The 24,811-nt window shown below is 38.6% G+C and carries 24 protein-coding genes, 2 tRNA genes and 1 pseudogene; 2 read left to right on the plus strand and 25 right to left on the minus strand.

Annotated features, from left to right (window positions below; translation table 11 throughout):
- Positions 1–76: 76 nt before the first annotated feature.
- Positions 77–265: pseudogene (locus AC0KTX_RS11485) on the minus strand (transposase family protein); the annotation flags it as partial.
- A 409-nt stretch (positions 266–674) separates the two neighbouring features.
- Between AC0KTX_RS11485 and AC0KTX_RS11490 the strand changes: the two are divergent.
- On the plus strand, positions 675–1,580 hold the full coding sequence (locus AC0KTX_RS11490; protein WP_474252312.1) for a nuclease-related domain-containing protein: 906 nt from the start codon (positions 675–677) through the stop codon (positions 1,578–1,580).
- Positions 1,581–1,965: 385 nt separating this feature from the next.
- Here AC0KTX_RS11490 and rlmH read toward each other — a convergent pair whose 3' ends face one another.
- The 21 genes from rlmH to AC0KTX_RS11595 all read right to left on the minus strand — a co-directional run bounded on the left by rlmH (position 1,966) and on the right by AC0KTX_RS11595 (position 21,261).
- Entirely contained in the window at positions 1,966–2,445 is a 480-nt protein-coding gene (gene rlmH / locus AC0KTX_RS11495) for a 23S rRNA (pseudouridine(1915)-N(3))-methyltransferase RlmH (protein ID WP_474252313.1), read from the minus strand.
- A 125-nt stretch (positions 2,446–2,570) separates the two neighbouring features.
- Entirely contained in the window at positions 2,571–2,729 is a 159-nt protein-coding gene (locus AC0KTX_RS11500) for a CxxH/CxxC protein (protein ID WP_474252314.1), read from the minus strand.
- Between the two features lie 61 nt (positions 2,730–2,790).
- Positions 2,791–4,023: a S1C family serine protease gene (locus tag AC0KTX_RS11505; RefSeq protein WP_474252315.1), complete on the minus strand. Its 1,233-nt coding sequence runs from the start codon at positions 4,021–4,023 to the stop codon at positions 2,791–2,793.
- Between the two features lie 114 nt (positions 4,024–4,137).
- Entirely contained in the window at positions 4,138–4,932 is a 795-nt protein-coding gene (locus AC0KTX_RS11510) for an MBL fold metallo-hydrolase (RefSeq protein ID WP_474252316.1), read from the minus strand.
- 5 nt (positions 4,933–4,937) lie between these two features.
- Positions 4,938–5,747, minus strand: coding sequence for a two-component system regulatory protein YycI (locus AC0KTX_RS11515; protein ID WP_474252317.1), 810 nt, complete (start codon positions 5,745–5,747; stop codon positions 4,938–4,940).
- Positions 5,734–7,077: a YycH family regulatory protein gene (locus AC0KTX_RS11520; RefSeq protein ID WP_474252318.1), complete on the minus strand. Its 1,344-nt coding sequence runs from the start codon at positions 7,075–7,077 to the stop codon at positions 5,734–5,736. Before AC0KTX_RS11520 ends, AC0KTX_RS11515 begins: the two co-directional genes overlap by 14 nt.
- The gene (gene walK, locus AC0KTX_RS11525) at positions 7,074–8,912 is read right to left on the minus strand and encodes a cell wall metabolism sensor histidine kinase WalK (protein WP_474252319.1); all 1,839 of its coding nucleotides are present in this window, start codon (positions 8,910–8,912) and stop codon (positions 7,074–7,076) included. The genes AC0KTX_RS11520 and walK overlap by 4 nt, the downstream gene beginning before the upstream one ends.
- Before the next feature lie 2 nt (positions 8,913–8,914).
- Positions 8,915–9,628: a response regulator YycF gene (yycF, locus tag AC0KTX_RS11530; protein ID WP_474252320.1), complete on the minus strand. Its 714-nt coding sequence runs from the start codon at positions 9,626–9,628 to the stop codon at positions 8,915–8,917.
- A 157-nt stretch (positions 9,629–9,785) separates the two neighbouring features.
- Positions 9,786–11,192, minus strand: a complete 1,407-nt coding sequence (locus tag AC0KTX_RS11535; RefSeq protein WP_474252321.1) for a peptidoglycan DD-metalloendopeptidase family protein — start codon at positions 11,190–11,192, stop codon at positions 9,786–9,788.
- Between the two features lie 202 nt (positions 11,193–11,394).
- Positions 11,395–11,467: transfer RNA gene (locus AC0KTX_RS11540), tRNA-Phe, on the minus strand.
- A gap of 94 nt (positions 11,468–11,561) precedes the next feature.
- Positions 11,562–11,637 (minus strand) — tRNA-Lys (locus AC0KTX_RS11545).
- Between the two features lie 417 nt (positions 11,638–12,054).
- The gene (locus AC0KTX_RS11550; protein ID WP_474252322.1) at positions 12,055–13,347 is read right to left on the minus strand and encodes an adenylosuccinate synthase; all 1,293 of its coding nucleotides are present in this window, start codon (positions 13,345–13,347) and stop codon (positions 12,055–12,057) included.
- 143 nt (positions 13,348–13,490) lie between these two features.
- Entirely contained in the window at positions 13,491–14,867 is a 1,377-nt protein-coding gene (gene dnaB / locus AC0KTX_RS11555) for a replicative DNA helicase (protein ID WP_474252323.1), read from the minus strand.
- A gap of 125 nt (positions 14,868–14,992) precedes the next feature.
- Positions 14,993–15,439, minus strand: a complete 447-nt coding sequence (gene rplI, locus AC0KTX_RS11560) for a 50S ribosomal protein L9 (RefSeq protein WP_474252324.1) — start codon at positions 15,437–15,439, stop codon at positions 14,993–14,995.
- The gene (locus AC0KTX_RS11565) at positions 15,436–17,412 is read right to left on the minus strand and encodes a DHH family phosphoesterase (protein WP_474252325.1); all 1,977 of its coding nucleotides are present in this window, start codon (positions 17,410–17,412) and stop codon (positions 15,436–15,438) included. The genes rplI and AC0KTX_RS11565 overlap by 4 nt, the downstream gene beginning before the upstream one ends.
- Positions 17,413–17,445: 33 nt before the next feature.
- Positions 17,446–18,372, minus strand: a complete 927-nt coding sequence (locus AC0KTX_RS11570; protein WP_474252326.1) for a YybS family protein — start codon at positions 18,370–18,372, stop codon at positions 17,446–17,448.
- A 143-nt stretch (positions 18,373–18,515) separates the two neighbouring features.
- The gene (gene rpsR / locus AC0KTX_RS11575; RefSeq protein WP_474252327.1) at positions 18,516–18,752 is read right to left on the minus strand and encodes a 30S ribosomal protein S18; all 237 of its coding nucleotides are present in this window, start codon (positions 18,750–18,752) and stop codon (positions 18,516–18,518) included.
- 42 nt (positions 18,753–18,794) lie between these two features.
- A complete protein-coding gene (ssb, locus tag AC0KTX_RS11580; RefSeq protein ID WP_474252328.1) occupies positions 18,795–19,283 on the minus strand; it encodes a single-stranded DNA-binding protein in 489 nt (162 codons plus the stop codon).
- Between the two features lie 65 nt (positions 19,284–19,348).
- Positions 19,349–19,636: a 30S ribosomal protein S6 gene (gene rpsF / locus AC0KTX_RS11585; protein WP_474252329.1), complete on the minus strand. Its 288-nt coding sequence runs from the start codon at positions 19,634–19,636 to the stop codon at positions 19,349–19,351.
- Between the two features lie 177 nt (positions 19,637–19,813).
- On the minus strand, positions 19,814–20,911 hold the full coding sequence (gene ychF / locus AC0KTX_RS11590; protein WP_474252330.1) for a redox-regulated ATPase YchF: 1,098 nt from the start codon (positions 20,909–20,911) through the stop codon (positions 19,814–19,816).
- A 152-nt stretch (positions 20,912–21,063) separates the two neighbouring features.
- Positions 21,064–21,261 (minus strand): DUF951 domain-containing protein, encoded by a 198-nt coding sequence (locus AC0KTX_RS11595; RefSeq protein ID WP_474252331.1) that lies wholly within the window; start codon positions 21,259–21,261, stop codon positions 21,064–21,066.
- Positions 21,262–21,506: 245 nt separating this feature from the next.
- Between AC0KTX_RS11595 and yyaC the strand changes: the two genes are divergently transcribed.
- Entirely contained in the window at positions 21,507–22,094 is a 588-nt protein-coding gene (gene yyaC, locus AC0KTX_RS11600) for a spore protease YyaC (RefSeq protein WP_474252332.1), read from the plus strand.
- A 12-nt stretch (positions 22,095–22,106) separates the two neighbouring features.
- Here the strand turns inward: yyaC and AC0KTX_RS11605 are convergent, their stop codons facing one another.
- The 3 genes from AC0KTX_RS11605 to noc form a co-directional block, all read right to left on the minus strand.
- On the minus strand, positions 22,107–22,961 hold the full coding sequence (locus AC0KTX_RS11605; RefSeq protein WP_474252333.1) for a ParB/RepB/Spo0J family partition protein: 855 nt from the start codon (positions 22,959–22,961) through the stop codon (positions 22,107–22,109).
- On the minus strand, positions 22,954–23,715 hold the full coding sequence (locus AC0KTX_RS11610; RefSeq protein ID WP_474252334.1) for a ParA family protein: 762 nt from the start codon (positions 23,713–23,715) through the stop codon (positions 22,954–22,956). The genes AC0KTX_RS11605 and AC0KTX_RS11610 overlap by 8 nt, the downstream gene beginning before the upstream one ends.
- A 180-nt stretch (positions 23,716–23,895) precedes the next feature.
- Positions 23,896–24,732 carry a nucleoid occlusion protein gene (gene noc, locus AC0KTX_RS11615; protein WP_474252335.1) on the minus strand — a complete coding sequence of 279 codons (837 nt, stop codon included), beginning with the start codon at positions 24,730–24,732 and terminating at the stop codon, positions 23,896–23,898.
- Positions 24,733–24,811 lie beyond the last annotated feature (79 nt).

Here is a 24,811-nt window from a genome sequence, read left to right on the forward strand (position 1 = left end):
GCGATGTCATGAAAAATATGGCATGAGATCAAAATTAAATTTCACTTATTGGTGTCCAAAATATTGACTTAAATCCAGAATGATTGAGAATAGGAAGATCACGAACCTTTCTTGTCCTCCTGTCATGGACATAAGAAGTCATAAATCCACAATAAGGACAACGTTCCTCATGACACTTTTTTTGAACATGAACAAAATATTGATTGGAGAAAGAAAGTTGTTTAATCACTTCAAACTCTGGCAATTCTAGTGATATAGAAAGCACTTACGAAACCTCCTTATGTTTGTCTGGTAGCTAACATTATTGCCAGGTTTTCGTAAGTGTTTTCTTCTTTTTTGCCAAAATCACAAAAAGTGGTGATGAATCGAAATTTTAAAAATCAAAACTTTTCGATCCGAAGACCACGAAGTTCGTGAACTCAAGAAACGTATTCGGGATCTGGAGGAGAAAAGAAGGAGGGAAACTCTATCTTAAAAAAGGTGATGCAATTAATCAAGTTTGACAATTAAAATTTATTTTTATATTCTATAAATAGAACATACGTTCTATTAAACCTTATTTTTCCCTTCCAATACTTTGCACTTGTATTTTTTTCCATATGTAGTCTTCTCGCATTATTGATAATCACCTCAACAATTTATAACCAATTCCATTAATTGAAAGGACGTAGACTATGCTTTATAAAGCTCGAACTAAGTCTAAAGAATTGTTGATTATGGAGCTTTTGAACACTCGAATGGATTTATCTAGCAAGGACAAACAGTATTATCACTCTTTGAAAAAGGGTTATGAAGGGGAAGTTTCATTTGATGCCTTAACAGAGAATCTTCAATGTGAATGTTTTATTTTAAATGACTTACTACTAAATATAAATAATACCAACTTCCAAATTGATTCTCTAATTATAACTTCAGAGAAAATTTATTTATTCGAGGTCAAAAATTATGAAGGGGATTATTATTATGAATCAGATAAGTTGTTCAAAATAACAAAATCCGAAATTATTAATCCTGTTCATCAATTGAATAGAAGTAATTATTTATTACGCCAGCTACTCCTTAATCTTGGCTTTAATTCTCAAATTGATGCTTCGGTTGTTTTTATCAATCCTAATTTCACCTTATATCAAGCACCTCTCGATAAACCATTTATTTTTCCTACCCAGCTAGACCAATATTTGGACAAACTAAATACCAAACCTTCAAAGTTAAATAGAAAACACAAGAAGCTAGCGGATAAACTTATTTCATTACATATAACTGAATCGCCTTATCAACAGTTACCATCATATGATTATGAACAGGTACGAAAAGGAATCACTTGTGTTCAATGCAAGTCTTTTTCTATCTACATCGAAGGAAGAAAATGTGTATGTAAGGAATGTAGGCACGAAGAATTAGTTACAGCTTCCGTAATGCGTAGTGTGAAGGAATTTAAGCTTCTTTTTCCAGATCATCGGATTACTACGAATGCAATTCATGAATGGTGTCAGATAGTACCATCTAAAAAGAGAATCAGAAGAATTCTAAACAATAATCTTAATCAAGTAGGAGTTCGTCAATGGACTTATTATGAGTAATAAGTAGAAGATCTGTCCTTTATTAAACTGTATTATTCTTATTTCGGAGCTGTCGATTTTTCGGCTTATAGGCGCCCCTTTAATGTTTTAGAAAGTTGATATATCAGACGTTTTCAATGGATTTTGACTTTCTGAATAGCTTCTTTTCCCATGTTCTATCTTATTTATGTCCTTCAGGAGTCTTATGAAGGACTTTTCTTATGCTTTCTATCTTAATTATGTCCGTCAAAAGTCTTTTGACGGACATTCAGTTATATACAATTGCTTCTTTTTGGACTTCATCGCCTCTATGAAGGACATTTACAAATTTTATTATATTATTTTTGTCCTTCACAGTGGCATTTCTCCAAAATCCATCTACTAAGCTATCTCCAAAAATCGATACTTACTTATGATACGGTTCCCCCCTGTTAATCCGAAATGCCCGATAAATCTGCTCAAGGAGAATGAGCCGCATGAGCTGATGGGGAAAGGTCATTTTGGAAAAAGACAGCTTTTCATCCGCGCGCTTCAGCACGGCGCTGCTCAGTCCGAGCGATCCGCCGATGATAAAGGCGATTTTGCTTTTTCCGTATGTGGCCAGCCGATCTAAACTTTGCGCAAACTCTTCCGATGATTTCATGTTGCCTTCGATGGCGAGGGCGATGGCGTATGCGTCGGGTGGAAGTTTTGCTAAAATTCGTTCCCCCTCTTTGTTTTTGATTTGTTCCATTTCCTGCGGACTTGCTTGCTCGGGAGCTTTTTCGTCAGGGAGTTCGACGATGTCAACTTTTGCGTACGACGAAAGGCGTTTGAAATATTCGTCAATCCCCTGCTTTAAATATTTTTCCTTCAGCTTGCCAACCGCAATAATTTGGATGTTCATTTTCTATCCTCCCGGTAAAATCATCAATATTCACATGTTGATAAAATATTTTCCACATAAACAGAAAATTATACACAGAATTTATCCACAATTGTGGATGATTTTTTTCTATATTTTGTAGTTCATCATTCATTCCCAACAATATATATGGCTGTTTTGCCACATAATTCACAGGCTGTGGATAAACTGTGATTATCTTTAATTTTATGAATATTCGGTGCTTCCTCATAAGTATCAATATACATATCAATGGCCAATTCCACATGATCTTCACAACAATACATGTTTGAAAGCCTCCGTTTTCGATTTTCCATAAAAAAACAGGAAAGCTCTTGCCTTCCTGTCTTAAAAAGACTTTTGCTCAATTAGCTTCATTTTGGCTGTCTCAAGCTTGCCGTCCCGATAAAATTTCACATCGATTGTATCTCCGACTTCTTGTTGATACAGCTGCTTTCTAAGGGCAAGTACATTCTCTACTTTTTTCCCGGCAAGCTCAACAATGACGTCCTTTTCCCTCAAACCGGCACGATCCGCCGGCGACATTGGTTCTACGCTCATGACCACCACGCCATCTTTTACATCGGTCGGCAAATTTAATGCCTCTTGCCAATAGTAGCTAGGAATGTCTTCCAAGGATTGAAGGCCGATGCCCATATAAGGACGTTTAACTTCTCCGTATTTTTCCAGATCGTCAATAATTGGAACGGCGATATTGATCGGAATGGACAGCCCGATTCCTTCCACTGCCGATTCGGCGATTTTCATTGAATTAATGCCAATGACTTTTCCATCCAAATTCACAAGCGCTCCACCGCTGTTTCCAGGGTTAATGGCCGCATCGGTCTGCAGCACTTCCGCCTGCCAATCCACTGTCCCGTTTTCATCAATATCAACAGGAATCGTTCGCTCTGTTCCAGAAATAATTCCTTGTGTAACTGAGCCGGCAAATTGAAGGCCGAGCGGGTTTCCGATCGCCAGCACCGGTTCACCCGGTTTAACTTTATCTGAATTGCCGAATTCAGCAACTTTTTTCACATGTTTTGCATCGACAACCAATACCGCTAAATCCATTAGCTCATCGCTACCGACTAGTTGGGCGGGGATACGTGTCTCATCTTTTAAGACAACCTCCAATTCACTAGCCCCGGCTACAACATGATGATTTGTGACAATAAATGCTTTGTCTCCCTGTTTTTTATAAACCACGCCTGATCCGGTTCCTGCTTCCCCTTGCTCTGTTTGATCCCAGAAGCTTGCCTGTTGAATATTGACAACTCCCACTACTGCATCGGACACTTTATTAACGGCTTCTGTAACGGCCGTATTCACATCAACGTTCACCGTCTTAGCAGTTCCGGGCTCGGTTTCCAACACATTATCGCTGCCGTTATTCCCGTTTGTCTCGCCAATATTCAAATCATATGGGAGAACGCCGAACCTTGCCAGCGCCGGAATAGAGAAAATGATTAACAATGCACCTAAAACCGCCCCGAGAAATCCGGCTAGAATGGTTCCGCCCCGATTACCCTTTTGCTTCCGGTCATCATACCGCTTGTAATCTTGGTCATAATATCCCATTGCCTTCATCATTCCTTTCAATGGCGAATGATTGATCTATCTATAGTATAACTTGAAAGTGGAAGGAAAAACATTGATAACATTAACTTTCCCCGCTAACCCGAAATTCAAACATTATACCGCAACAAGTGGAGTCGGTTTTTTAGGATCCGTATCATATAAATCAAATTGCTCGCCAACCAACAATCCTTTTTTCGCCAATGTTTGCTGCACAGACATCCGCGCCAGTTCCTTCATATTGTTTTCTTGACTTAAATGGGCTAAATAAATGCTTTTTGTTTTCTCGCCAATGACATCTGCCATGGCCAATGCAGCATCTTCATTTGAAACATGCCCGACATCCGATAAGATTCTTCGTTTTACATTCCAAGGGTATCTTCCCATCCGGAGCAGCTCCACGTCATGGTTGCTCTCAAATATAAAGACATCCGCTCCTTTAATAACCCCTTTCATTCGGTCGCTTACATAACCTGTGTCCGTAATTAACGCCAGTTTTTTATTACAATGGTGAAAAACAAAAAACATCGGTTCCGCCGCATCATGAGAAACACCAAAAGATTCAATTTCCAAGCTTCCGAACGATTTTGTTTCACCGATTTCAAAAGTAAATTTTTGCTCTAGATCAATATCGCCGATTTCCCTTTCCATTGCTCTCCATGTTTTTTCGTTCGCAAAAACCGGTATTTTATATTTTCTCGCCAAAACCCCTAATCCCTTAATATGGTCGCTATGTTCATGAGTGACTAAAATGCCGCTTAAATTTTGAATATCCCGTCCGATTTGCATAAATAATCTTTCCATCTGCTTCCCGCTTAATCCAACATCGACTAATAGTGCATGTTCATCTGTTTCAACATAGACGGCATTTCCAGTACTGCCGCTTGCCAACACGCTAAATTGCAAACTCATCTTCTTCACTCCAAATGATTTTTCTCTGGTTTGATTACTTGTCCCTCCAAAGCATTGACAAAAAAATCCTCTGTTTTATTGACAACAACGTGCCATGTGGGAGCCAAAATCTGCTGTTCCGACAACGGATATTGCGTATAATAGCCATATTCAACTTCTGTTACCTTGCTGTTTGGTTTTAAATCGTCTTTATAATAAAGCGCTTCTAACGCTTTAATAGCCGGCAATATTTCTTGTTTTTCAAGCTCTTTTATATCCTCAAGCAATGTCTGTTGGTATGAAATGATTTCATTAAAATCGTTTAAATAAAATACAATCATTCCGATGCCATCGTTTACGTCTTGGAAAATAATTCGGCCATTGTAAGCTTGAAGACAAATAATTTCTTTTGACTCTTTATTGTACCGCCAAAATTGATATTGGCTTCCTTCAATGATTTGCGTGTTTAAAATTTGCTTTATTTTACTTTTTATATTTTCTTCCGAAGTCGGAATGGGTTTTATAAAGCTCATTCTCAGCTTTGTCACTGAATTTGACAAATCTTCATCAGGAAGCATCGGTTCTTGGTTTTCTAAGTTTTCTATCTCTTCCCGTTTAAATACTTTGCTTTCTGCTGTTATGTAAGATCCCTCGATCACTTCTTTTGGCAGATTCCCGTATTGAATATTTTCCGCTGCAAACTGCTCTTCCGTCGTTGTTTTCGTTATCATGTCATATTTTGAATTTTTTACTTTTTCCAGATACTGAAAGGCTAAATAAATATCAAGGACCAGGAAGGCAATTATAAAGACAGTCTTCGTTCTACTCCAATCCACTGCCTTCCCCTCCCTTGTCTTCATTGATTGCCAGTTTTTTATATTTTCCGCTTTCTAATTCGATACACCAAATCGGCTCTAAATTGACGATATTTTGCCGTGATGACAACTGTATATCATAAGCGGGAAAAATACGCTTAATTTTTTGGCTTTCAAAACTAGGATCATTTTCCAGCGCTTTTATTATTTCATTCGCTCCCGGCAATGTTTTGTAGTCCTCGCGAATAAAATCATCTAAATAAAATAACGGCCGCTGGTATAAGGCGATATCATTAGCCCCCCAGCTTTGCATGATGGTCGTGATCGTATAATGAGAATCGCTGAAAGAAAATACAGGAAAGTTGCGAACCATTAAACGAAAATAAATTTTTTGATCTTGATCCGTTTTATCATAGCGATAATCATTTAACCCTGATACCCATCCTCCATGTTTATTTAAAAAATCGACGCTTTGCAAAATCAGCTGCCCTTTTTCTGTTGTCAGCGATTGATCAATGGCTGGATTGACATACAAAACCTGTTCCTTATCTTCATTAATAACAAGCTGTCGGGAACTGTCTGTATAAATATATTCAGTTGCGTTGACATCCCGCTTCACGTAGCTTGGATCACTAAACAAAGCGTTTTTAATTTGTTCTCCATTCAACGATTTTGTAAAGTATTGAAGCCTCTTCATCGGAAATGGGTCTTGCGGCAAAAAAAGGCCTTTCCAAATGAAATAGCGGTGAAATCTTTCTTTCTCTTGTCCGTAAACTTGCTTCCAAATATCATTTAATACCGTTTTGACTTCCGCTTCAACAACATATTTATGCTCATAATCCACTAAATAAATTTTTTGCTTATTTCTGCCTTCTGAAAACGGCACTAAAATCCGGTCAAATTTAATATTAAAGTCTTCCTTATTATCCCACTCAGAAATAGTCATCATGGCAGACATCGGGATTAAATCATTAAAAACAAAAACGAATGTTTGATTGAAATCTTTGCTTTCACCAATGATCCACTTATCAAAACCATATTCTTTTCCGATGTTGTCAGATATATTTCGAAAATTTTCTAATTCTAATTGGCGAACATCCCTCCATAATTTTTCAATGATGTTTTCATCATATGTTGCAAAATGCTTCTGATCTTCATGTATAAAAACATGATCTGGCTCAATAACTTCATACAGTTTCTTGGTAGTATTGCTTAAAGGATTGTTTTCCACATAATTTGAGTTGGATATTTCTCCGTAGTTCGGCTGATAAGTCCAAATATTCCACGTGAAAAACAAACTTGTCAAAACTAATATTGTTAAAATGACCGATTTGATCGTTTCCCGGTTCATTGCCAATCATCCTCTTGATCTTGATTCGGTTCATACGGCAAAGTGAAGAAAACCGTTGTTCCTTTTTCTTCCTCACTTTTAACCCAGATTTTTCCGCCATGGGCTTCTACCATCTCTTTTGCTATTGCAAGACCAAGACCAGTTCCTCCCATTTTCCGGGAACGAGCCTTATCCACCCTGTAAAAACGTTCAAAAATCTTTTTCACACTTTCTTTTGGAATCCCAATTCCTTCATCTTTTACGCTAATTTGAATAAAACTGCCAACTTCCGCTGCGCGAAAAGAAATCTTTCCTCCTTGAGGCGAATATTTTAAAGCATTTGAAATAATATTATCGAGCACTTGAGTAATTTTATCAGCATCAACTTTAACATAATAATTCTTTTTTGGAATGTCCCGTTCAAATATGACATGCAGCTGTTTCATCATTTCAAAGCGGTCAATAATTTTATGGAAGAATTCGGTGAAATTCACCCAATGTTTATTTAAATGATAGTCTTTACTGTCCATTTTGGACAATTGAAGCAAATCATTAACAAGCCGAATCATCCGCTCCGTTTCATTTTGTGTAACCTGCAAAAATTTTGGTGCAATTTCCGGATCCTTCCAAGCCCCCTCCGCCAATGCCTCTAAATAGCTTCTCATAGTTGTCAACGGTGTTCTTAGTTCATGAGAAACATTCGCAACAAATTCACGCCGTTCCTGATTGATCCGCTCTTGTTCTGTCACATCGTAGACAACGGCAATCAGGCCATTAATGTGATGTTCATCAATTTGTATGGTAGAAAAACTTATCCGCAATATATAAGGTTTCTCTTTCGTACTGACATCTAGCAACATCGGTTCCTGCTGATTCAGCAAATCATCAAAAGTATATTGATCGGTTAATCCTAAAAGCTCCACAATCGACTTTTCTGATGCTGTTTCACGTGAAACATTCAGCATTTCAAGAGCGGGATTATTGATTATAATGATGTTTCCTGTCCGGTCTGTTGCGATAACACCTTCAGTCATATGAGCAATGACCGAAGCGAGCTTTCTCCGTTCCTCTTCCGTTGTTTCATGCGCTTCTTCCAGTTCTTCTGTTAAATGGTTGAATGTCAAAGCTAGTTGTCCGATCTCATCTTCCCCATATACTTTTACTTTTCTGGAAAAATTCCCTTTTGCAAGTTCTAAAGCTTGTTTTCTCATATCCGATAAAGGGCGTGTAATCGTACGGGCAAGAAAAATCCCAAGTGCTGCTGTGATTAAAAGCGACATTCCCGTGCCTGTTGCAAAAATTTTGTTGATCGTACGCATTTGCGAAAACACTTCTTCCATTGAAGCAACGACATACACGACTCCGATCGTTTCCCGCTTATGATCAGTAATGATAGGTGTCGCCGAAACATACATCCGATGTTTCGTATCGGGATCAAGAAGAACATTGCTTTCCGGAGAGCTGACGATTAAAGTTCTTTTGATCATATTTTCAGTCGTTCTTTTTCCAACAACATCTTTATTAAAATCAGATGTCCCGATTATCCGTGCGTCTTGATCGACTACACGAACTTCATGAATTTCCTCTCGTTTAAAATCTTGCAGGATAGCGGAAATCTCCTCTTCCAAATCCATTGATTCATCCGTTTCGGCAGTCGTCATTGCTTGTTCGATATTGTAAACAAGCAAATCAATCCGCTGCGAAAGAGAGGATTTAAAATTTTCAATTAGAGAAGATTCAAGCTCCTTAACGAAATAAATTCCAATAATTTGCATTGCCAATATAATCAAAAGAACATAAATTAAAACAATCTTGAAATGAATTGAACGGAAAAAGCTGACTTTACTGCTGTTCATGTTCACAGCTCCTGTTCAGGGTTGCGCAAATAATATCCTACTCCTCGTCTAGTGACAATCCAAGTTGGATGGCTCGGGTTGTCTTCAATTTTTTCCCGAAGTCTTCTGACCGTTACATCCACAGTCCTCACATCGCCAAAATAATCATAGCCCCAAACGGTTTGCAGCAAATGTTCACGCGTCATCACTTGTCCAATATGCTTTGCCAAATAGTGAAGCAGTTCAAATTCGCGATGTGTCAATTCAATCGTTTCCCCTCTCTTCGATACGACATAGGCGTCCGGATGAATGACGAGGGAGCCGATTTGAATTTCCGTCTGCTCAAAATTGGCATCTTTTGCTGCATTTGCTTGGTGTCTGCGCAAATTCGCTTTGACTCTTGCCAACAGTTCTCTTGTACTAAAAGGCTTTGTCACATAATCATCCGCCCCCAGTTCTAATCCAAGCACCTTATCAATTTCTGAGTCTTTAGCTGTTAACATAATAATCGGCATTTCATATTTTTTTCGAACTTCGCGGCATACTTCCATTCCATCCTTGCCCGGAAGCATAATATCAAGCAAAATTAAATCCGGCTGTATGTCTTCCACCATTTCAATGGCGCTTGTTCCATCATAAGTGCAATAAACATCAAAACCTTCTTTTTTTAAATTGAATTCTAATATATCTGCAATCGGTTTTTCATCATCTACAACAAGTATTTTTTTGTTTTCCATCACTTTCTCCCCTTTAAATCTCCTTATTTTAAATTTACCACGATTGGCTATGTTTCACCATCCATGAGAACAGAGTCAATATCTCCCAGCATAAACTTTTTACTGGGAAAAATGGGGAAAATGTAAGCAGAAAACCCCTAGCCCAGTTGCTAGAGGTTTATTTTAAATAGTTCAAAGGGTTTTGCAGCTTGCCGTTTTGATAAACTTCAAAATGCAAATGAACCCCTGTGGAATTTCCCGTTGAACCCATTATACCAATTTTTTGCCCTTGTGTAACCGTTTGGCCGGCACTAACGGAAATGGAATGTAAATGCGCATATACTGTGCGCATTCCATTATGGTGATCGATCACAATTTTGTTTCCATATCCGCCATCGTATCCTGCTGAAATCACCGTTCCGTCATCCGCCGCTACGATCGTTCTATTTGCCGGGCGGGCTATATCAATCCCTTTATGCATTCGGCCCCATCTCTGACCCATTTTGCTAGAAACATAACCTTTTGCAGCAGGCCATTTTAAAACTCCTTGTCCTCGGGAAGAAACAGCTTCTGTTCCTTTTATGATTACTTTTTTTATCGGTTTTTGGAGGATTTCCTCTTTTATTGGTTCTTTTCTTACTTGTTTGCCATTTATTTTATAAACGAAATAATGATGAAGTTTGATTCCTTCTTTTCCTTCCTGTTTTACTATTTCTTTTCCTTCAGGTATTGTTGCATCCCTAATAATTTCCATTCCATAGGGAACACGTTCTTTTTCCATTACTTTTTCTCGAACTTGAACATTGAAAAAAGGTTGATAGGTCTGTATATAGAGTTTATCGCCAGGACGAATAATTGATTCCTTTGTTAAAAACGGATTAAAAGCTAACAACTGATCCAGAGTTAAATGAAATTTTGCTGCTATATTAATGAGTACATCATGTTTTTGCACCGTATAAATGATTTCTTGCAAATATCCTCTATCTAAAAGTTTAGCACCTTCTTCAGCAGATACGATCATCTCAGGTATTATTTTTTTCTCTTTAAATGAAACTTCTTTTGATAAAAATACGTCTATTATTTGGGACTCACCTTTTTGTACGGCGGAAAAAAGTTTGCGATTTGCAAGCAGTTCTTCCATTTCAACGTGGAAATCTTCGGGCAAAAATTTTTGGATATGCTGGGAGACTGCTTTTTCCGCCTCTTTTTTATTTTGAAAATAAGCAATAATGTTTCCGCCCACAACCAAGGCAATAGATGAAACTGGAACTTGAAGACTATTGATTGCCGTTTGATTTTTTCTGCTATGAAACCTCTTTACAGGAATAAAAACTAAGTCTCGGATGGCAATCGGCGCGTTCCTATAGAAGTTTTTTGTTTTTTTTACTCCGGCCATTTTGCTGATTCCTTGCGGCTGATCCAACGCACCAATATATTTGCCGTTTAAATAAACTTGATAAACGTTGTCAGTTTGTTGGTTTGCAGAAGCTTTCAACGGCAGGCTCACTGCAAGCAATGAGCTTAAAAGAGTAAACGTAATCCCTCTGTCCCGGAAATGCTTAACTTCCTTTTTCCTTATTGCCACGATCGAGTTTCCCCCTTGCTGTTTAAACAAGCTGTCAACCGTAAGCAACCATTTCAGTTGTACTTTTATAGGGTAACATATTTTTTTTTAAACTCTTTAAATCGAGAAAAAATGTAACAAATTTGTATAATAAATGTAAACAAATTTTTATGTATAAATTTTGAGGAAACAAAAAAACGCACGACAATTCGTGCGTTTTGAATGGCTCGGGACGGAATCGAACCGCCGACACAAGGATTTTCAGTCCTTTGCTCTACCGACTGAGCTACCGAGCCGTGAAAAGTATTTCATTATGGCCCATGATGGTGCAACAATGGATCATCTGTAAAGATGCATCGTCAAACTGCAATGTGGTTCATCTCTTTATCATGGTGAGCCATGGAGGATTCGAACCTCCGACCCTCTGATTAAAAGTCAGATGCTCTACCGACTGAGCTAATGGCTCAAAATCAATCAACAATTCTTATTTTTTAAAAGTCAGATGTCCCTTCCTCTTCCAGCTCTTTCGGCGATGATGAGTGCGTCGGGACAACTCACAGTCTTTTCAAAGAAGCTTGGCTCGTTGCTCCACCACTGGGCTAATGGCTCTTCATAGCAATTATGATCTCTTTTTCAATTTTCCTGATGTCTTTAACCTCTTCTGCCTGCCGCCCCGCTCAGTTGAGAAACCAAGCAGTGGTTCGAGCAGAATACCCAAAAGGATAACTCCGAAGCAAAGTCGTTCATGCTTTGCCACATAATCTGACGGTTTATTTTTTCAAGACGTGTATAATCATACCATTTTCGAATGGATAAAACAAGTTCTTTTTCATTTTTTCTATCAATAAAAAAGAGGGATCTTTCCAAATCCCTCCTTTCCTTATTAAACAGGGCTGTAAACACTGCGGACGACATTGGTTTGCGAACGATCAGGCCCAACCGAGAAAATAGAGAGCGGAATGCCTGTTAATTGAGAAATGCGTTCTACGTAATGACGGGCATTGTCAGGTAAGTCGTCCAAGCTTTTCGCACCCGTAATATCTTCCGTCCAGCCTGGCATTTCTTCATAAACCGGTTCACATTCCGCAAGTACTTTCAAACTTGCCGGGAATTCTTCTAAAATTTGGCCTTTATACTTGTATGCCACGCAAATTTTTAACGTATCAATCCCTGTTAAAACATCTACCGAATTTAATGATAGATCAGTAATCCCGCTCACACGGCGTGCGTGGCGGACGACAACGCTGTCAAACCAGCCAACGCGTCGGGGACGTCCTGTCGTTGTTCCATATTCCCTTCCGACCTCACGAATGCGATTGCCTATTTCATCATGGAGTTCTGTCGGAAACGGTCCATCTCCTACACGAGTGGTATATGCTTTCGAAACGCCGACAACATGTTTAATTTTGGTTGGCCCTACACCGGCGCCAATGGTTACACCGCCTGCTACCGGATTGGACGAAGTGACAAATGGATATGTCCCTTGGTCAATATCAAGCATAACCCCTTGTGCTCCCTCAAATAACACCCGGCGGCCTTCGTCCAATGCATCGTTTAGCACGACAGATGTATCGCATACATATTCTTTAATTTGTTGGCCATATTCATAATATTCTTCTAAAATCTCTTCAAGTTTGAATCCTTCCACTTCATACACTTTTTCAAACAGCCGGTTTTTTTCTTCTAAATTCCGTTTTAATTTCTCTTCAAACACTTCCCGATCCAACAAATCGGCAATCCGAATGCCAATACGGGCGGCTTTGTCCATATATGCCGGGCCAATTCCTTTTTTTGTTGTGCCAATTTTGTTGGCGCCTTTTCTTTCTTCTTCCACTTCATCTAATTTTAAATGGTATGGAAGGATGACATGAGCACGGTTGGAAATTCGCAGATTGTTCGTTTGAATTCCTCGTTTATGTAAACCGCTAAGCTCTTCTACTAACGCTTTCGGATCAACAACCATTCCATTTCCAATGACACAAATTTTATCTTGAAAAAAAATACCTGATGGGATTAAATGCAGCTTATATGTTTCACCGTTAAATTTAATGGTGTGACCTGCATTATTGCCTCCTTGGTATCGCGCAATCACTTCCGCATTTTGCGAAAGGAAGTCAGTAATCTTCCCTTTTCCTTCATCTCCCCATTGCGTACCAACCACCACAACTGATGACATGTATATATCCACCTCCGCGTTTAACAAAAAATCAAACCAAGAAACAAGTTTATTCTACCAATTGCTAAGGGCGGAGTCAAATAAATCCGAACAAAATATTTAAAATCAAATAAAATGTTCGGTATTATATAAAAAAAACTGTCTCATGAAGAGACAGCTGGAGGAATGTGATCATCATCAAATCTCCGTTCAAGATTAACAAACTTATTATATTCCTTTACAAAGGCAAGCTGCACTGTGCCGACAGGACCGTTGCGCTGTTTGGCTATAATAATTTCAATAATGTTTTTGTTTTCTGATTCGTTATTGTAATAATCATCCCGATACAAAAAGGCCACAATGTCCGCATCTTGTTCAATGCTTCCCGATTCGCGAATATCTGACATCATCGGGCGTTTATCTTGACGTTGCTCCACACTTCTGGAAAGCTGAGACAAAGCAATCACAGGAACTTCCAATTCCCGTGCCAGTGCTTTTAAAGATCTCGAAATCTCTGAAACTTCTTGTTGACGGTTTTCCCTGTTTCGGCCGCTCCCTTGAATTAATTGCAAATAATCAATAATCACCAATCCAAGCCCTTTTTCCTGTTTTAGCCGCCGACATTTGGCCCTTATTTCGCTCACTCTTATGCCGGGTGTGTCATCTATATAGATCCCCGCATTTGATAAACTTCCCATTGCCATTGTCAATTTCCCCCAATCATCTGGGGTTAAATTCCCAGTTCTTAAATTTTGCGCATCAATGTTCCCTTCTGCACAAAGCATCCGCATCACAAGCTGTTCAGCACCCATTTCCAAGCTGAAGATAGCTACATTTTCATCCGTTTTCGTCGCAACATTTTGAGCGATATTTAGTGCAAAGGCCGTTTTTCCGACAGAAGGACGGGCTGCAACAATGATCAAATCATTTCGCTGAAAACCTGCCGTCATTCGATCCAATTCGGAAAAACCTGTAGGAACCCCGGTAATCTCCCCTTTGCGGTTATGAAGCATTTCAATTTTGTCATATGTTCTGACAAGAATATCTTTTATATTTTGAAACGCTCCTGCTTTTTTGCGCTGCGCTACCTCCATGATGTTTTTTTCCGCATCCATCAGCAGCGAATCTACTTCATCTTCGCGGTTGTAACCTTCCTGAACAATCGATGTTGCCGTTCTAATCAATCTCCGCAAAATCGACTTTTCTTCTACAATTTTTGCATAATATTCTACATTTGCGGCTGTCGGAACAGAGTTGGCCAAGTCGCTTAAATAGGAAACTCCGCCAACTTCATCTAAAATTTTCGCATCCGCTAAATCTTTCGTCACTGTTACTAAATCGACCGGCTCCCCTTTATCAGCAAGCCTTAGCATCGATTGGAAAATTTTTTGGTGACTGGATCGATAAAAATCTTCAGGCACTAAAATTTCCGAAGCTAACATAAGGGCTGTCTGCGGTTCTAAAAAAATCGCCCCCAGCACTGCCTGCTCTGCTTCTATATTTTGGGGTGGAATTCGATCACTTAATAGAAGATCATTCATGATGATCACCGCCTTTTTCAATCAACACTTTCATCATGGTTATCCGAAAAGAAAGTATAAAGAGAAATGTGGCATTATTTCAAGATTCACTTCTTTCCATAATACCACATTTTCTTTTCATTCTTTTATTCTTCTGTTACGTGAACTTTCAAAGTTGCGGTGACTTCGGAATGCAGTTTGACGGGAACGTTCGTATACCCTAGAGAGCGAATCGCATCCGGAAGGTCGATTTTCCGTTTATCGATTTGAATCTGAAAATCTTTTTTTAATTGATCTGCTATTTGTTTGCTCGTAACAGAACCAAATAGCCTTCCGCCCTCTCCCGCTTTTGCTTTCAATTCTACGGTAATTTGTTCAAGCTGTTCTTTTAATTTTTTTGCTTGAGCCAATTCCTCGGCAGCCTCTCTAGCTTCTTTTTTCTTTTGAGCTTCCAGCTGTTTTAAGTTTGAGTTTGTCGCTTCAATCGCCAATCCTTTTTTAATAAGGTAATTTTGTGCATATCCATCCGCTACTTCTTTTACCTCGCCTTTTTTCCCTTTTCCTTTTACATCTTTTAAAAAAATGACTTTCATTCCCTATTTCCCCCTTCAAAATAATCAAAAACAGCTTGCTTTAACCTTTTTTCAGCCTCTTTTATTGTAACATGTTCTATCTGTGCTGCTGCATTTGTTAAATGGCCCCCTCCTCCAAGAGCTTCCATAATCAATTGGACGTTTATATCCCCCAAAGACCTGGCGCTAATGCCAACTGTATTCTCATCACGTTTGGCAATCACAAAAGAGGCTAATACACCGCTCATCGTCAAAAGGGTGTCAGCTGTTTGGGCTATCATTACTTGGTCAAAATATTCATCTTCGTTTTCCGCTTTGGAAATAGCGACGCCATTAGGGAATATTTCCGTGTTTTCAATGAATTTTGCCCTCTTGACATAATGTCCGATATCCTCTTTTAAAAATTTTTGTACGAGAATGGTGTCTGCCCCTTTTGATCTTAAATATGAAGCTGCATCAAATGTACGGGAGCCTGTTCTAAGCGTGAAATTTTTCGTATCGACAGTAATTCCTGCTAATAACGCTGTTGCTTCAACCATATTTAAATTTAATTCTGCCGGTTGATAAACTAAAAGTTCTGTGACTAATTCGGACGTAGACGAAGCATACGGCTCGATATAGACGAGAAGAGGGTCTTTAATAAATTCTTCTCCTCTTCGATGATGGTCAATAATGACAATGTGATCGATTTCATCCAATATTTTTTCCTCTTCCACCATAGATGGCCTGTTTGTGTCCAACACAACGAGAAGCGTTTGATCGGTAGCAATTTCCATCGCCTCTTCCGGCGAAATAAATCGAGACCATAACTCAGAATTTTTCTTTACCTCGCTGATCAGTTTATCAATTCCGTGTCCCATCTCATCAAAATTGATAATGATAAACCCGTCTTTTTGATTTGCTTCCGCTACTTTTAAAATGCCGATGGCTGAACCAATTGAATCCATATCAGGGTTTTTATGACCCATAATCAATACTTTATCGCTCTCAAGAATAATTTCTTTCAACGCATGAGAAATGACGCGGGCACGGACGCGCGTTCGTTTTTCTACCGGATTCGTCCTTCCTCCATAAAACTTCACCTTGCCATTTTCTTGTTTAATGGCTACCTGATCACCGCCTCTTCCTAAAGCTAGATCAAGGCTTGATTGTGCCAAATCACCCAGTTCCGGCAGACTTTTAACACCTTTTCCAATCCCTATACTCAAAGTCAATGATACATTTTGAATGATGGCATTTTCCCTTACTTCATCCAAAATGGCAAACTTATTTTTTTCAAGTTCTGCCAGAATGTTCTCATTTAACACCGCAACAAAGCGTTCGGAAGAAACACGCTTTAAAAAAATTCCGTTTTCAACCGCCCACTTATTGAGAATAGAAGTGACAACGCTATTTAAGCTGCTTCGTTTTTGATCGTCCAACCCTTGCGTAATTTCATCGTAATTATCAAGGAAAATATATGCTAAAACAGTCCGTTCGTTCTCATACTGTTTTTTCAGTTCTGTTTTATCTGTCACATCAAAAAAATAAAGGATGCGTTCCTCTTTTTTTACAATAACGTGAAATTTTTGATCTTGTAAAGAAATGATATCCGAACCAGCTTTTTTCTTAAAGAGCGCCGTCAATGGCTCCGCTATATCTTGAAGTGACCGGCCAATCAACGTTTCGTTTTTAAAATAAGAAGCAATAAATGGATTCGCCCATTCAACGATATACTGATCATTTACAAGCATGATTCCAATCGGCATTTCCATTAAAGCTTCCTCGCCCGCTTTTTCCAGCCGCAAACTCAATGCCGAAATATAGGCATCGATGTCTGACCTCAGTTTTTTGAAAGCGTAATGGAAAAAAAGCAAACCGGAAACTGCGATTACTGCGATTATACATCCCGCCAACCAATGATAGAAAAACAAAAGAACGACCGTTGTTATTACTATCCCTATCAAAACATATAAGGAGTAGAGGAATAAAGATTTTTCTAAAACATCCGGCATTTCATTCAGCTCCTCGCAAACAAAACGAACCGTTTAACGGATTTTATCACGGAGATTAAACCCTAAATCAACAATTCCTAATATCTGGACAGGATAAAGCAGGATCGGGATGAAAAACGAAACAACAACAGCCAAAATTGGTATGGCTTTAGAGAACTTTTTGACGTAAGAAAAATAAAAAATGAAGGAAAAACCTTGAATCAACAATAATGTCCGCAATATAAAAACAAGATTTAAAAGGGCTATATATAAAAACGACCCCTCCGGTATGTTAAGAAACATCAGAACAACAGCAATTAAATAATACCATATAATGCTAGTAGGAAATTTCCAATCTCGAAAAGGCATGAGGGATCCAGTATTCATTTTTAATCTTTTCAAAATCGGTTGATTTATGATATGTATGACAATTGTTAATATAAATGAACCAACAACAAACATACTTGGAAGCAAATAAGCGAATACATTTAGCTGGGCGTTTACTTGCTCCGCCAATATTTTCTTTGCTTCTTCATCTAAAGATGGAAACAATTCCAAAGTTTCATTTATGGTAGATCTCGTTTGCTCGATCGTTTCAGCGAAAATATCCTCTCCTAAATAGACAATAGATACGGCATATGCCGCAACAAAATGGATAAGGAGAGAAATCGTTCCGCCGATCAGACTGTACATTGGCCTTTGACGACGATAAAAATAAGCCATGACAATCCCTGTTGTGCTAAACATTAAGGCCATCGGAACCGAAACAAAGGTTCCTGCCAAAAACGATAGCAAACAAGCGGCGATCACCAACGAAATCGATTGTTTCCATCCATGCCGAAAAACAAAAATGATAAATGGCGTTGCAAGCAACAAGATGGTGATGAAACTAATAATTGGAGCATATAATGTAACCAATAGAAGGATGATGTATAAAGCAAGCAATATGGCTCCTTCCACTAAAACGTTCGTTCGTTTCACAAACTCACCTCGATCTTGAATCTTAACTCCTATTTTAATCCAGAGTTTTTAAACAATCAAATCATGGTTCTATCAAAAAACATTTTTCAAATCACTTTGAGTAAGAAAAAAGCAGCAAGGATATTACCTCACTGCTTTACCTCTTACTTATCATCTGCTACATATGGGAGCAATGCCATTTGGCGAGCCCGTTTAATGGCAATTGTTAATTTCCGTTGATATTTTGCACTTGTTCCTGTTACACGGCGAGGCAAAATTTTACCGCGTTCAGAAATGAATTTTTTAAGCAAATCCACATCCTTGTAATCGATATGGGTAATGCCGTTTGCTGTAAAGTAGCAAACTTTGCGGCGTTTTCCGCGACCTCTGCGTCCTGCCATCATCAAATCCTCCCTTCTCTTCTAATTTTGCCGTACAATATGTTAAAATGGCAAATCATCATCAGAAATATCGATCGGCTGTCCGTCATTGGCGAAAGGATCATCGTCCAAGCTTGTGCGGCTTTGATTGCTGCGGTTTTGATCAAAAGGAAAATCGCCATACGGATTTGCATTTCCTTGATTAGCGCCGTAATTATTCCCGCTTGAGGCGCTCTTCGGTTCTAAAAATTGGACACTGTCTGCAACAACCTCTGTTACATATACCCGTCTTCCCGTTTGATCTTCGTAACTGCGAGTTTGAAGACGTCCGTCAACGCCCGCAAGGCTTCCTTTTTTTAAATAGTTTGCAACATTTTCTGCGGGACGCCGCCATACGACACAATTAATAAAATCAGCTTCCCGTTCCCCTTGCTGATTCGTAAAATTTCGATTCACTGCAAGGGTGAACGTTGCAACCGCAACACCGCTGGGCGTGTACCTCAATTCCGGATCCCTTGTAAGCCTGCCGACAAGGACGACACGATTCATCATATTCAAACAACTCCTAAACTGCTTTTAAGATGATTTTACCATTTTAACATTTTTATTTAAACGATTTATTCTTCTTCTTTTACAATAATATGACGTAAAATGTCTTCGTTAATTCTTGCTAAACGATTGAATTCTTCAACAGCCGCTGGGGCAGCTTTAACATTGAGAATCATATAAATGCCGTCGCGGAAGTCTTTAATTTCATATGCGAGACGGCGTTTTCCCCATTCCTTTACTTCCGTAATCTCCGCACCGTTGTTCACAAGAATGCTGTTAAAACGCTCCACGAGCTCTTTTTTGGCATCCTCTTCAATGTTCGGGCGGATGATGTACATAATTTCGTATTTTCTCATCCTTTTCCACCTCCTTCTGGTCTTTGCGGCCCAATCGGGCAAGGAGTAATCATCATTACTCACAAAGCAAAATTATAGCAAAGTTTTCATTGCTATGCAATACAGGAAATCTGCCGTAGAGAATAGGAATATACCGAAAAACGTTATTTTCTTTCTTCACTTATTTGAGATGGAATTTTAAACATTAAAGCGGAAATGGATGATATCCCCATCTTGCACTTCATAATCTTTTCCTTCCAAGCGCACTTTTCCTGCCTCTCTAGCTGCCGCCATTGATCCAGCCGCTATTAAATCATCATAAGAAACAGTCTCCGCCCGTATAAAACCACGTTCAAAATCGGAATGGATGATCCCTGCGCACTCTGGAGCCTTCATTCCTTTCCGAAACGTCCATGCTCGGACTTCTTGTTCACCAGCTGTAAAATATGTAGCAAGCCCCAGTAAGCTATAGGATGCTTTAATTAATTGATCCAGACCGGATTCTTGAATCCCAAGTTCCTCTAAAAACATCTCTTTTTCTTCAGATTCCAGTTCAACAATCTCGGATTCAATTTTTGCACAAACAACGATTACTTCCGCATTTTCTTGCGCCACGTATTCTCGAACTTTTTCCACATATTCATTGCTGCCTGATGCGGCATCTTCCTCGTTTACGTTTGCCACATAAAGAACAGGTTTAATGGTTAACAAATGAAGCTGTTTCACATATTTCAACTGTTCTTCGGTAAATGAAAGGGAGCGAGCCGGTTTTTCATTTTCAAACGCTTCTTTCAATTTCACTAAAATCTCATGCTCAAACATCGCTTGTTTATCTTTCTGTTTAGCCATCTTGGCCACTCGATCCATCCGTTTATCAACAGTCTCCAAATCAGCCAAGATTAACTCCAAATTGATGGTTTCAATATCTGCAATCGGGTCGACTTTTCCGGCAACGTGGGTGATATTATCGTCTTGAAAACAACGAACAACATGGCAAATTGCATCAACTTGACGAATATGGGAAAGAAATTTATTTCCGAGACCTTCACCTTTGCTAGCACCCTTGACGATGCCTGCGATATCTGTAAATTCAAACGTAGTCGGCACCGTTTTTTTCGGATTAAAAATTTCTGTAAGTTTTTGCAACCGATCATCAGGTACTTCAACGATCCCAACGTTTGGATCTATCGTACAAAAAGGATAGTTGGCACTTTCTGCACCAGCTTGTGTAATAGCATTAAATAATGTAGATTTTCCGACATTCGGAAGACCTACAATACCAGCTGTTAAACCCATTTATTCTTCACTCCTCTTTATTAGGGCGATATGCCGCCAATCTTCACATATTATAGATAGGAAAAAGGAAAATGACAAGCTTTCTTCCATTTCATGATCCAGGCCGCATCCACCATTTCAAAAGGCTGCCGTGCATTACCGGCAGCCTTTTATCATTCGCTGCTTTTTGCAATCACTTTTTTCATTTTTCTTACAAATTCTTTTCTTGGCATAAGCACACTATGGCCGCAACCTTCGCATTTAATCCGAATATCCATGCCCATTCGTATGACTTTCCAACGGTTTTCACCACAAGGATGAGGTTTTTTCATTTCGACAATATCGTAAAGATCAAATTCTTTATTTACCATTTAAATTATCATCATCCTTTCTCCTCTATTTCTTTATGTTCAACCTATTGTTCAGGTAATGTCCAAAATGAAATGCCACCTAAAAGAGATGGCATATGATATCTATATTTTACCCACTTTTTTGGCTCATTGGTAGCATGTCGCGAAAATTCCAGTCTCTTAAACAGAAATAATCATTTGTTTTATGTATAGAATTCCGGCGCTTTCCGTATAATGGTAATACTATTAAAAGGAGTGAATCCACAATGAAACGAAAGGCTGCTATATCTCCTATTACCGAAAAGGAAAGGATTTTTTTTCATCATCCAGATGCAGTTTCCCGTTTAACATTAAAAATCGAAAATTTAATACCAAAAAATACATACCAGCCCATTGTTGTTTTATGCATTGGCACCGATCGATCAACAGGGGACTCACTCGGTCCATTAGTTGGGACAAAACTTGAAGAACAAGGGGCAAACCATTTCTATATTTATGGAACTTTAAAATATCCCATACATGCCGTTAATTTAGAAGAAACACTTGAAACAATATATTACACATACTCAAATCCGTTTATTATTGCAGTAGATGCTTGCCTCGGTTTAATGAAAAATATCGGATCGATCGTTGTTTCAAAAGGTTCCTTAAAACCCGGCGCAGGCGTGAACAAGAAATTGCCTGAAGTCGGCGATATCCATATTACCGGTATAGTGAACGTCGGTGGCTTTATGGAATATTTCGTTCTGCAAAATACGAGACTCCATCTTGTTATGAGCATGGCAGATGTAATTGGCAGCAGCCTTTCCAATGTATCTGCTAATATCAGCAATATGCGTTTCAAGAGAATATAACAAGGACAAAAACTATGAAGAAATATTTACATTTAATAGCTCTAAAATACGTTCCAAATCTTCTCTTGAAAAAAATTCGATTTCAATTTTCCCTTTCTTTTTTTGTTGTTTTATTTTTACGGATGTTCCGAATTTTTCTCTTAAAAATGATTCGTGTTCGCGGATAAAAGCGTCTTTTTTCTCCATTGTTTTTTTTGTTTCACGTGGAACTTTCTCATTTAATTGCTGCACCAACTGTTCCACTTGCCGGACATTTAAATGCTCTTTTAAAATTTTATTGACGAGATTCTCCATTTTCTCTTTTTTCTTTAATCCAAGCAATGTTCTTCCATGACCCATCGATAATTTTCCTTCCGAAATCAACGATTGAACGAAAGGCGGAAGAGTCAATAGCCGCAGGTGATTGGCAATATGCGGACGGCTTTTTCCAAGCCGCTTTGCCAATTCTTCCTGGGTAATGTTTAAATGATCAAGCAATGTTTGGTAAGCTTTTGCTTCTTCAATCGGTGTTAAATCTTCCCTTTGCAAATTTTCCAACAGCGCAATTTCCATCATCTGCTCATCCGTTAGATTTTTAACAACGGCAGGCACTGTTTTTAATTTTGCCTCTTTCGCAGCACGAAATCGGCGTTCGCCAACCACAATTTCAAAACCTTTAATGCTTTTTCGGACGATAAGCGGCTGCAAAATTCCATGCTGTAAAATCGATTCCTTCAACTCTTCAATCGTGCTTGGTTCAAATGTCTTTCTTGGCTGATAAGGATTTGGACGCAACTCAGATATCTTGATTTCCTGTACGACTTCTTCTTTTCCTAACTCCATATTTTGAAACAGTGCATTTATTCCTTTTCCTAACCCTCTAGCCATTTGCCACCACTTCCTTTGCTAATTCTAAATAAACCTCTGCTCCTTTCGATTTTGCATCATAAAGGATAATTGGCTGTCCATGGCTTGGTGCTTCGCTTAGTCTCACATTTCGGGGAATGATCGTTTGATAGACTTTATCTTGAAAGTATTTTTTCACTTCATCAATCACTTGGATTCCTAAATTCGTTCTTGCATCAAGCATTGTCAGCAAAACGCCCTCAATCATTAAGTTGGGATTTAAATGTTTTTGAACTAAACGAATGGTATTCAATAATTGACTTAAACCTTCCAAAGCATAATATTCGCATTGAACAGGAATGATAACAGAATCGGAAGCAGTCAGCGCATTGAGTGTTAAAAGTCCAAGAGAAGGCGGGCAATCAATGATAATGTAATCGTATTGTTCTTTCACCTGATCAATGGCTTTTTTTAGTCTGACTTCCCGAGAAATAGTTGGAACTAATTCTATTTCTGCTCCAGCTAATTGAATGGTGGCCGGAATGACATCGAGTTGTTCTATTTGCGTTGTTTTTATTACTTTTTTTACATCTGCATCCTCTATTAAAAGATCATACACGCAAAGGTCGACATCCGCTTTTTCAATTCCCAAACCGCTTGTGGCATTGCCTTGAGGATCTATGTCTACGATCAAAACCCGATTTCCTATGAATGCTAAACAAGCGCCCAGGTTAACGGAAGTTGTAGTCTTTCCAACGCCGCCTTTTTGGTTCGCTATGGAAATGATTTTTCCCACGGTGTCACCTACTTTCTTCAACTTCACATAGTCTCATAATGTTTATTTTATCATGAAAAAGAAGAAATGTAGGGAGTTTCTTTGTTATCGGCAAAAGAACTTGTCATATTTCCCGGAAAATAATTGATTATTGTCGAATATTTTTTAGGAAGCAAAAAACTCTTCACATTCTGTGAAGAGCTATTTCGGTATCCTAATCGTAAACTGTATATAATCCTCAAATTCTTCTTCTTTTGAATCTATTTTAACACCTGTTTCCGCTACCATGTGGAGAGACTGTCGAATAGTATTCATGGCAATTCTAGTATCTCTGCTGAATGCTTTTCTTTTAGGCCTTTTCTTTTTTTCATCCTGATTCATTAATTTCATGACACGATCTTCTGTTTGTTTTACATTTAATTGTTTTTCAATAATTTCATGTAACAGTTTGATTTGCCATTCAGAATTTTTTAATGGGATGAGTGCACGAGCATGCCGTTCTGTAATTTGTTTGTTTAACAATGCTTCCTGAACCTCTTGGGGAAGTTTCAACAATCGGAGTTTGTTTGCAATAGTTGATTGTCCTTTTCCAAGCCTTTGAGCAAGAGCTTCCTGAGTCAGCTGATGCAGATCAATTAATTTTGCATAAGCGGCAGCTTCTTCTATAGCGGATAATTCTTCCCTCTGTAAGTTTTCAATTAAAGCAATGGATGCTGTTTCTTTATCATTATAATTTTTAACAATAGCTGGAATTTCTCCCCAACCAAGTTTTTTGACAGCCCTCCATCTTCTTTCCCCGGCAATAATTTCATACTTATCATCTATTTTTCTAACGACAATTGGCTGTATGATTCCATGTGTACGAATCGTTTGCGCTAGTTCATTAATTTTTTCCTTGGAAAAAACCGTTCTAGGCTGATAACGATTCGGAACAATGTCGTCAACACGAATATGTAATACTTCTTCTTTTTCAGCTTCTTCAAATACGGTCACATCTTTTTCCCCTAATCCAAATAATCGAGAAAAAGGATGTTTCATACGCTGACACCACCTTTAGATACTACCAGCAAACTATTTCTCGTTTTCTAGACAAATTTCCTGCTTGGAACGACAAAAT

It is taken from the genome of Aeribacillus sp. JST-2 (assembly GCF_056032925.1).

What these genes read in the sequence shown, in the direction of transcription:
- walK (WP_474252319.1), bottom strand. Translation starts at nt 8,912, where the DNA reads ATGAACAGCAGTAAAGTCAGCTTTTTCCGTTCAATTCATTTCAAGATT.
- AC0KTX_RS11605 (WP_474252333.1), bottom strand. Translation starts at nt 22,961, where the DNA reads ATGGCTAGAGGGTTAGGAAAAGGAATAAATGCACTGTTTCAAAATATG.
- yyaC (WP_474252332.1), top strand. Translation starts at nt 21,507, where the DNA reads ATGAAACGAAAGGCTGCTATATCTCCTATTACCGAAAAGGAAAGGATT.
- rlmH (WP_474252313.1), bottom strand. Translation starts at nt 2,445, where the DNA reads ATGAACATCCAAATTATTGCGGTTGGCAAGCTGAAGGAAAAATATTTA.
- AC0KTX_RS11565 (WP_474252325.1), bottom strand. Translation starts at nt 17,412, where the DNA reads ATGCCGGATGTTTTAGAAAAATCTTTATTCCTCTACTCCTTATATGTT.
- rplI (WP_474252324.1), bottom strand. Translation starts at nt 15,439, where the DNA reads ATGAAAGTCATTTTTTTAAAAGATGTAAAAGGAAAAGGGAAAAAAGGC.
- yycF (WP_474252320.1), bottom strand. Translation starts at nt 9,628, where the DNA reads ATGGAAAACAAAAAAATACTTGTTGTAGATGATGAAAAACCGATTGCA.
- ssb (WP_474252328.1), bottom strand. Translation starts at nt 19,283, where the DNA reads ATGATGAATCGTGTCGTCCTTGTCGGCAGGCTTACAAGGGATCCGGAA.
- AC0KTX_RS11510 (WP_474252316.1), bottom strand. Translation starts at nt 4,932, where the DNA reads ATGAGTTTGCAATTTAGCGTGTTGGCAAGCGGCAGTACTGGAAATGCC.
- rpsF (WP_474252329.1), bottom strand. Translation starts at nt 19,636, where the DNA reads ATGAGAAAATACGAAATTATGTACATCATCCGCCCGAACATTGAAGAG.
- AC0KTX_RS11505 (WP_474252315.1), bottom strand. Translation starts at nt 4,023, where the DNA reads ATGGGATATTATGACCAAGATTACAAGCGGTATGATGACCGGAAGCAA.
- dnaB (WP_474252323.1), bottom strand. Translation starts at nt 14,867, where the DNA reads ATGAATGATCTTCTATTAAGTGATCGAATTCCACCCCAAAATATAGAA.
- noc (WP_474252335.1), bottom strand. Translation starts at nt 24,732, where the DNA reads ATGAAACATCCTTTTTCTCGATTATTTGGATTAGGGGAAAAAGATGTG.
- AC0KTX_RS11595 (WP_474252331.1), bottom strand. Translation starts at nt 21,261, where the DNA reads ATGGTAAATAAAGAATTTGATCTTTACGATATTGTCGAAATGAAAAAA.
- AC0KTX_RS11520 (WP_474252318.1), bottom strand. Translation starts at nt 7,077, where the DNA reads ATGAACCGGGAAACGATCAAATCGGTCATTTTAACAATATTAGTTTTG.
- AC0KTX_RS11490 (WP_474252312.1), top strand. Translation starts at nt 675, where the DNA reads ATGCTTTATAAAGCTCGAACTAAGTCTAAAGAATTGTTGATTATGGAG.
- rpsR (WP_474252327.1), bottom strand. Translation starts at nt 18,752, where the DNA reads ATGGCAGGACGCAGAGGTCGCGGAAAACGCCGCAAAGTTTGCTACTTT.
- AC0KTX_RS11500 (WP_474252314.1), bottom strand. Translation starts at nt 2,729, where the DNA reads ATGTATTGTTGTGAAGATCATGTGGAATTGGCCATTGATATGTATATT.
- AC0KTX_RS11550 (WP_474252322.1), bottom strand. Translation starts at nt 13,347, where the DNA reads ATGTCATCAGTTGTGGTGGTTGGTACGCAATGGGGAGATGAAGGAAAA.
- ychF (WP_474252330.1), bottom strand. Translation starts at nt 20,911, where the DNA reads ATGGGTTTAACAGCTGGTATTGTAGGTCTTCCGAATGTCGGAAAATCT.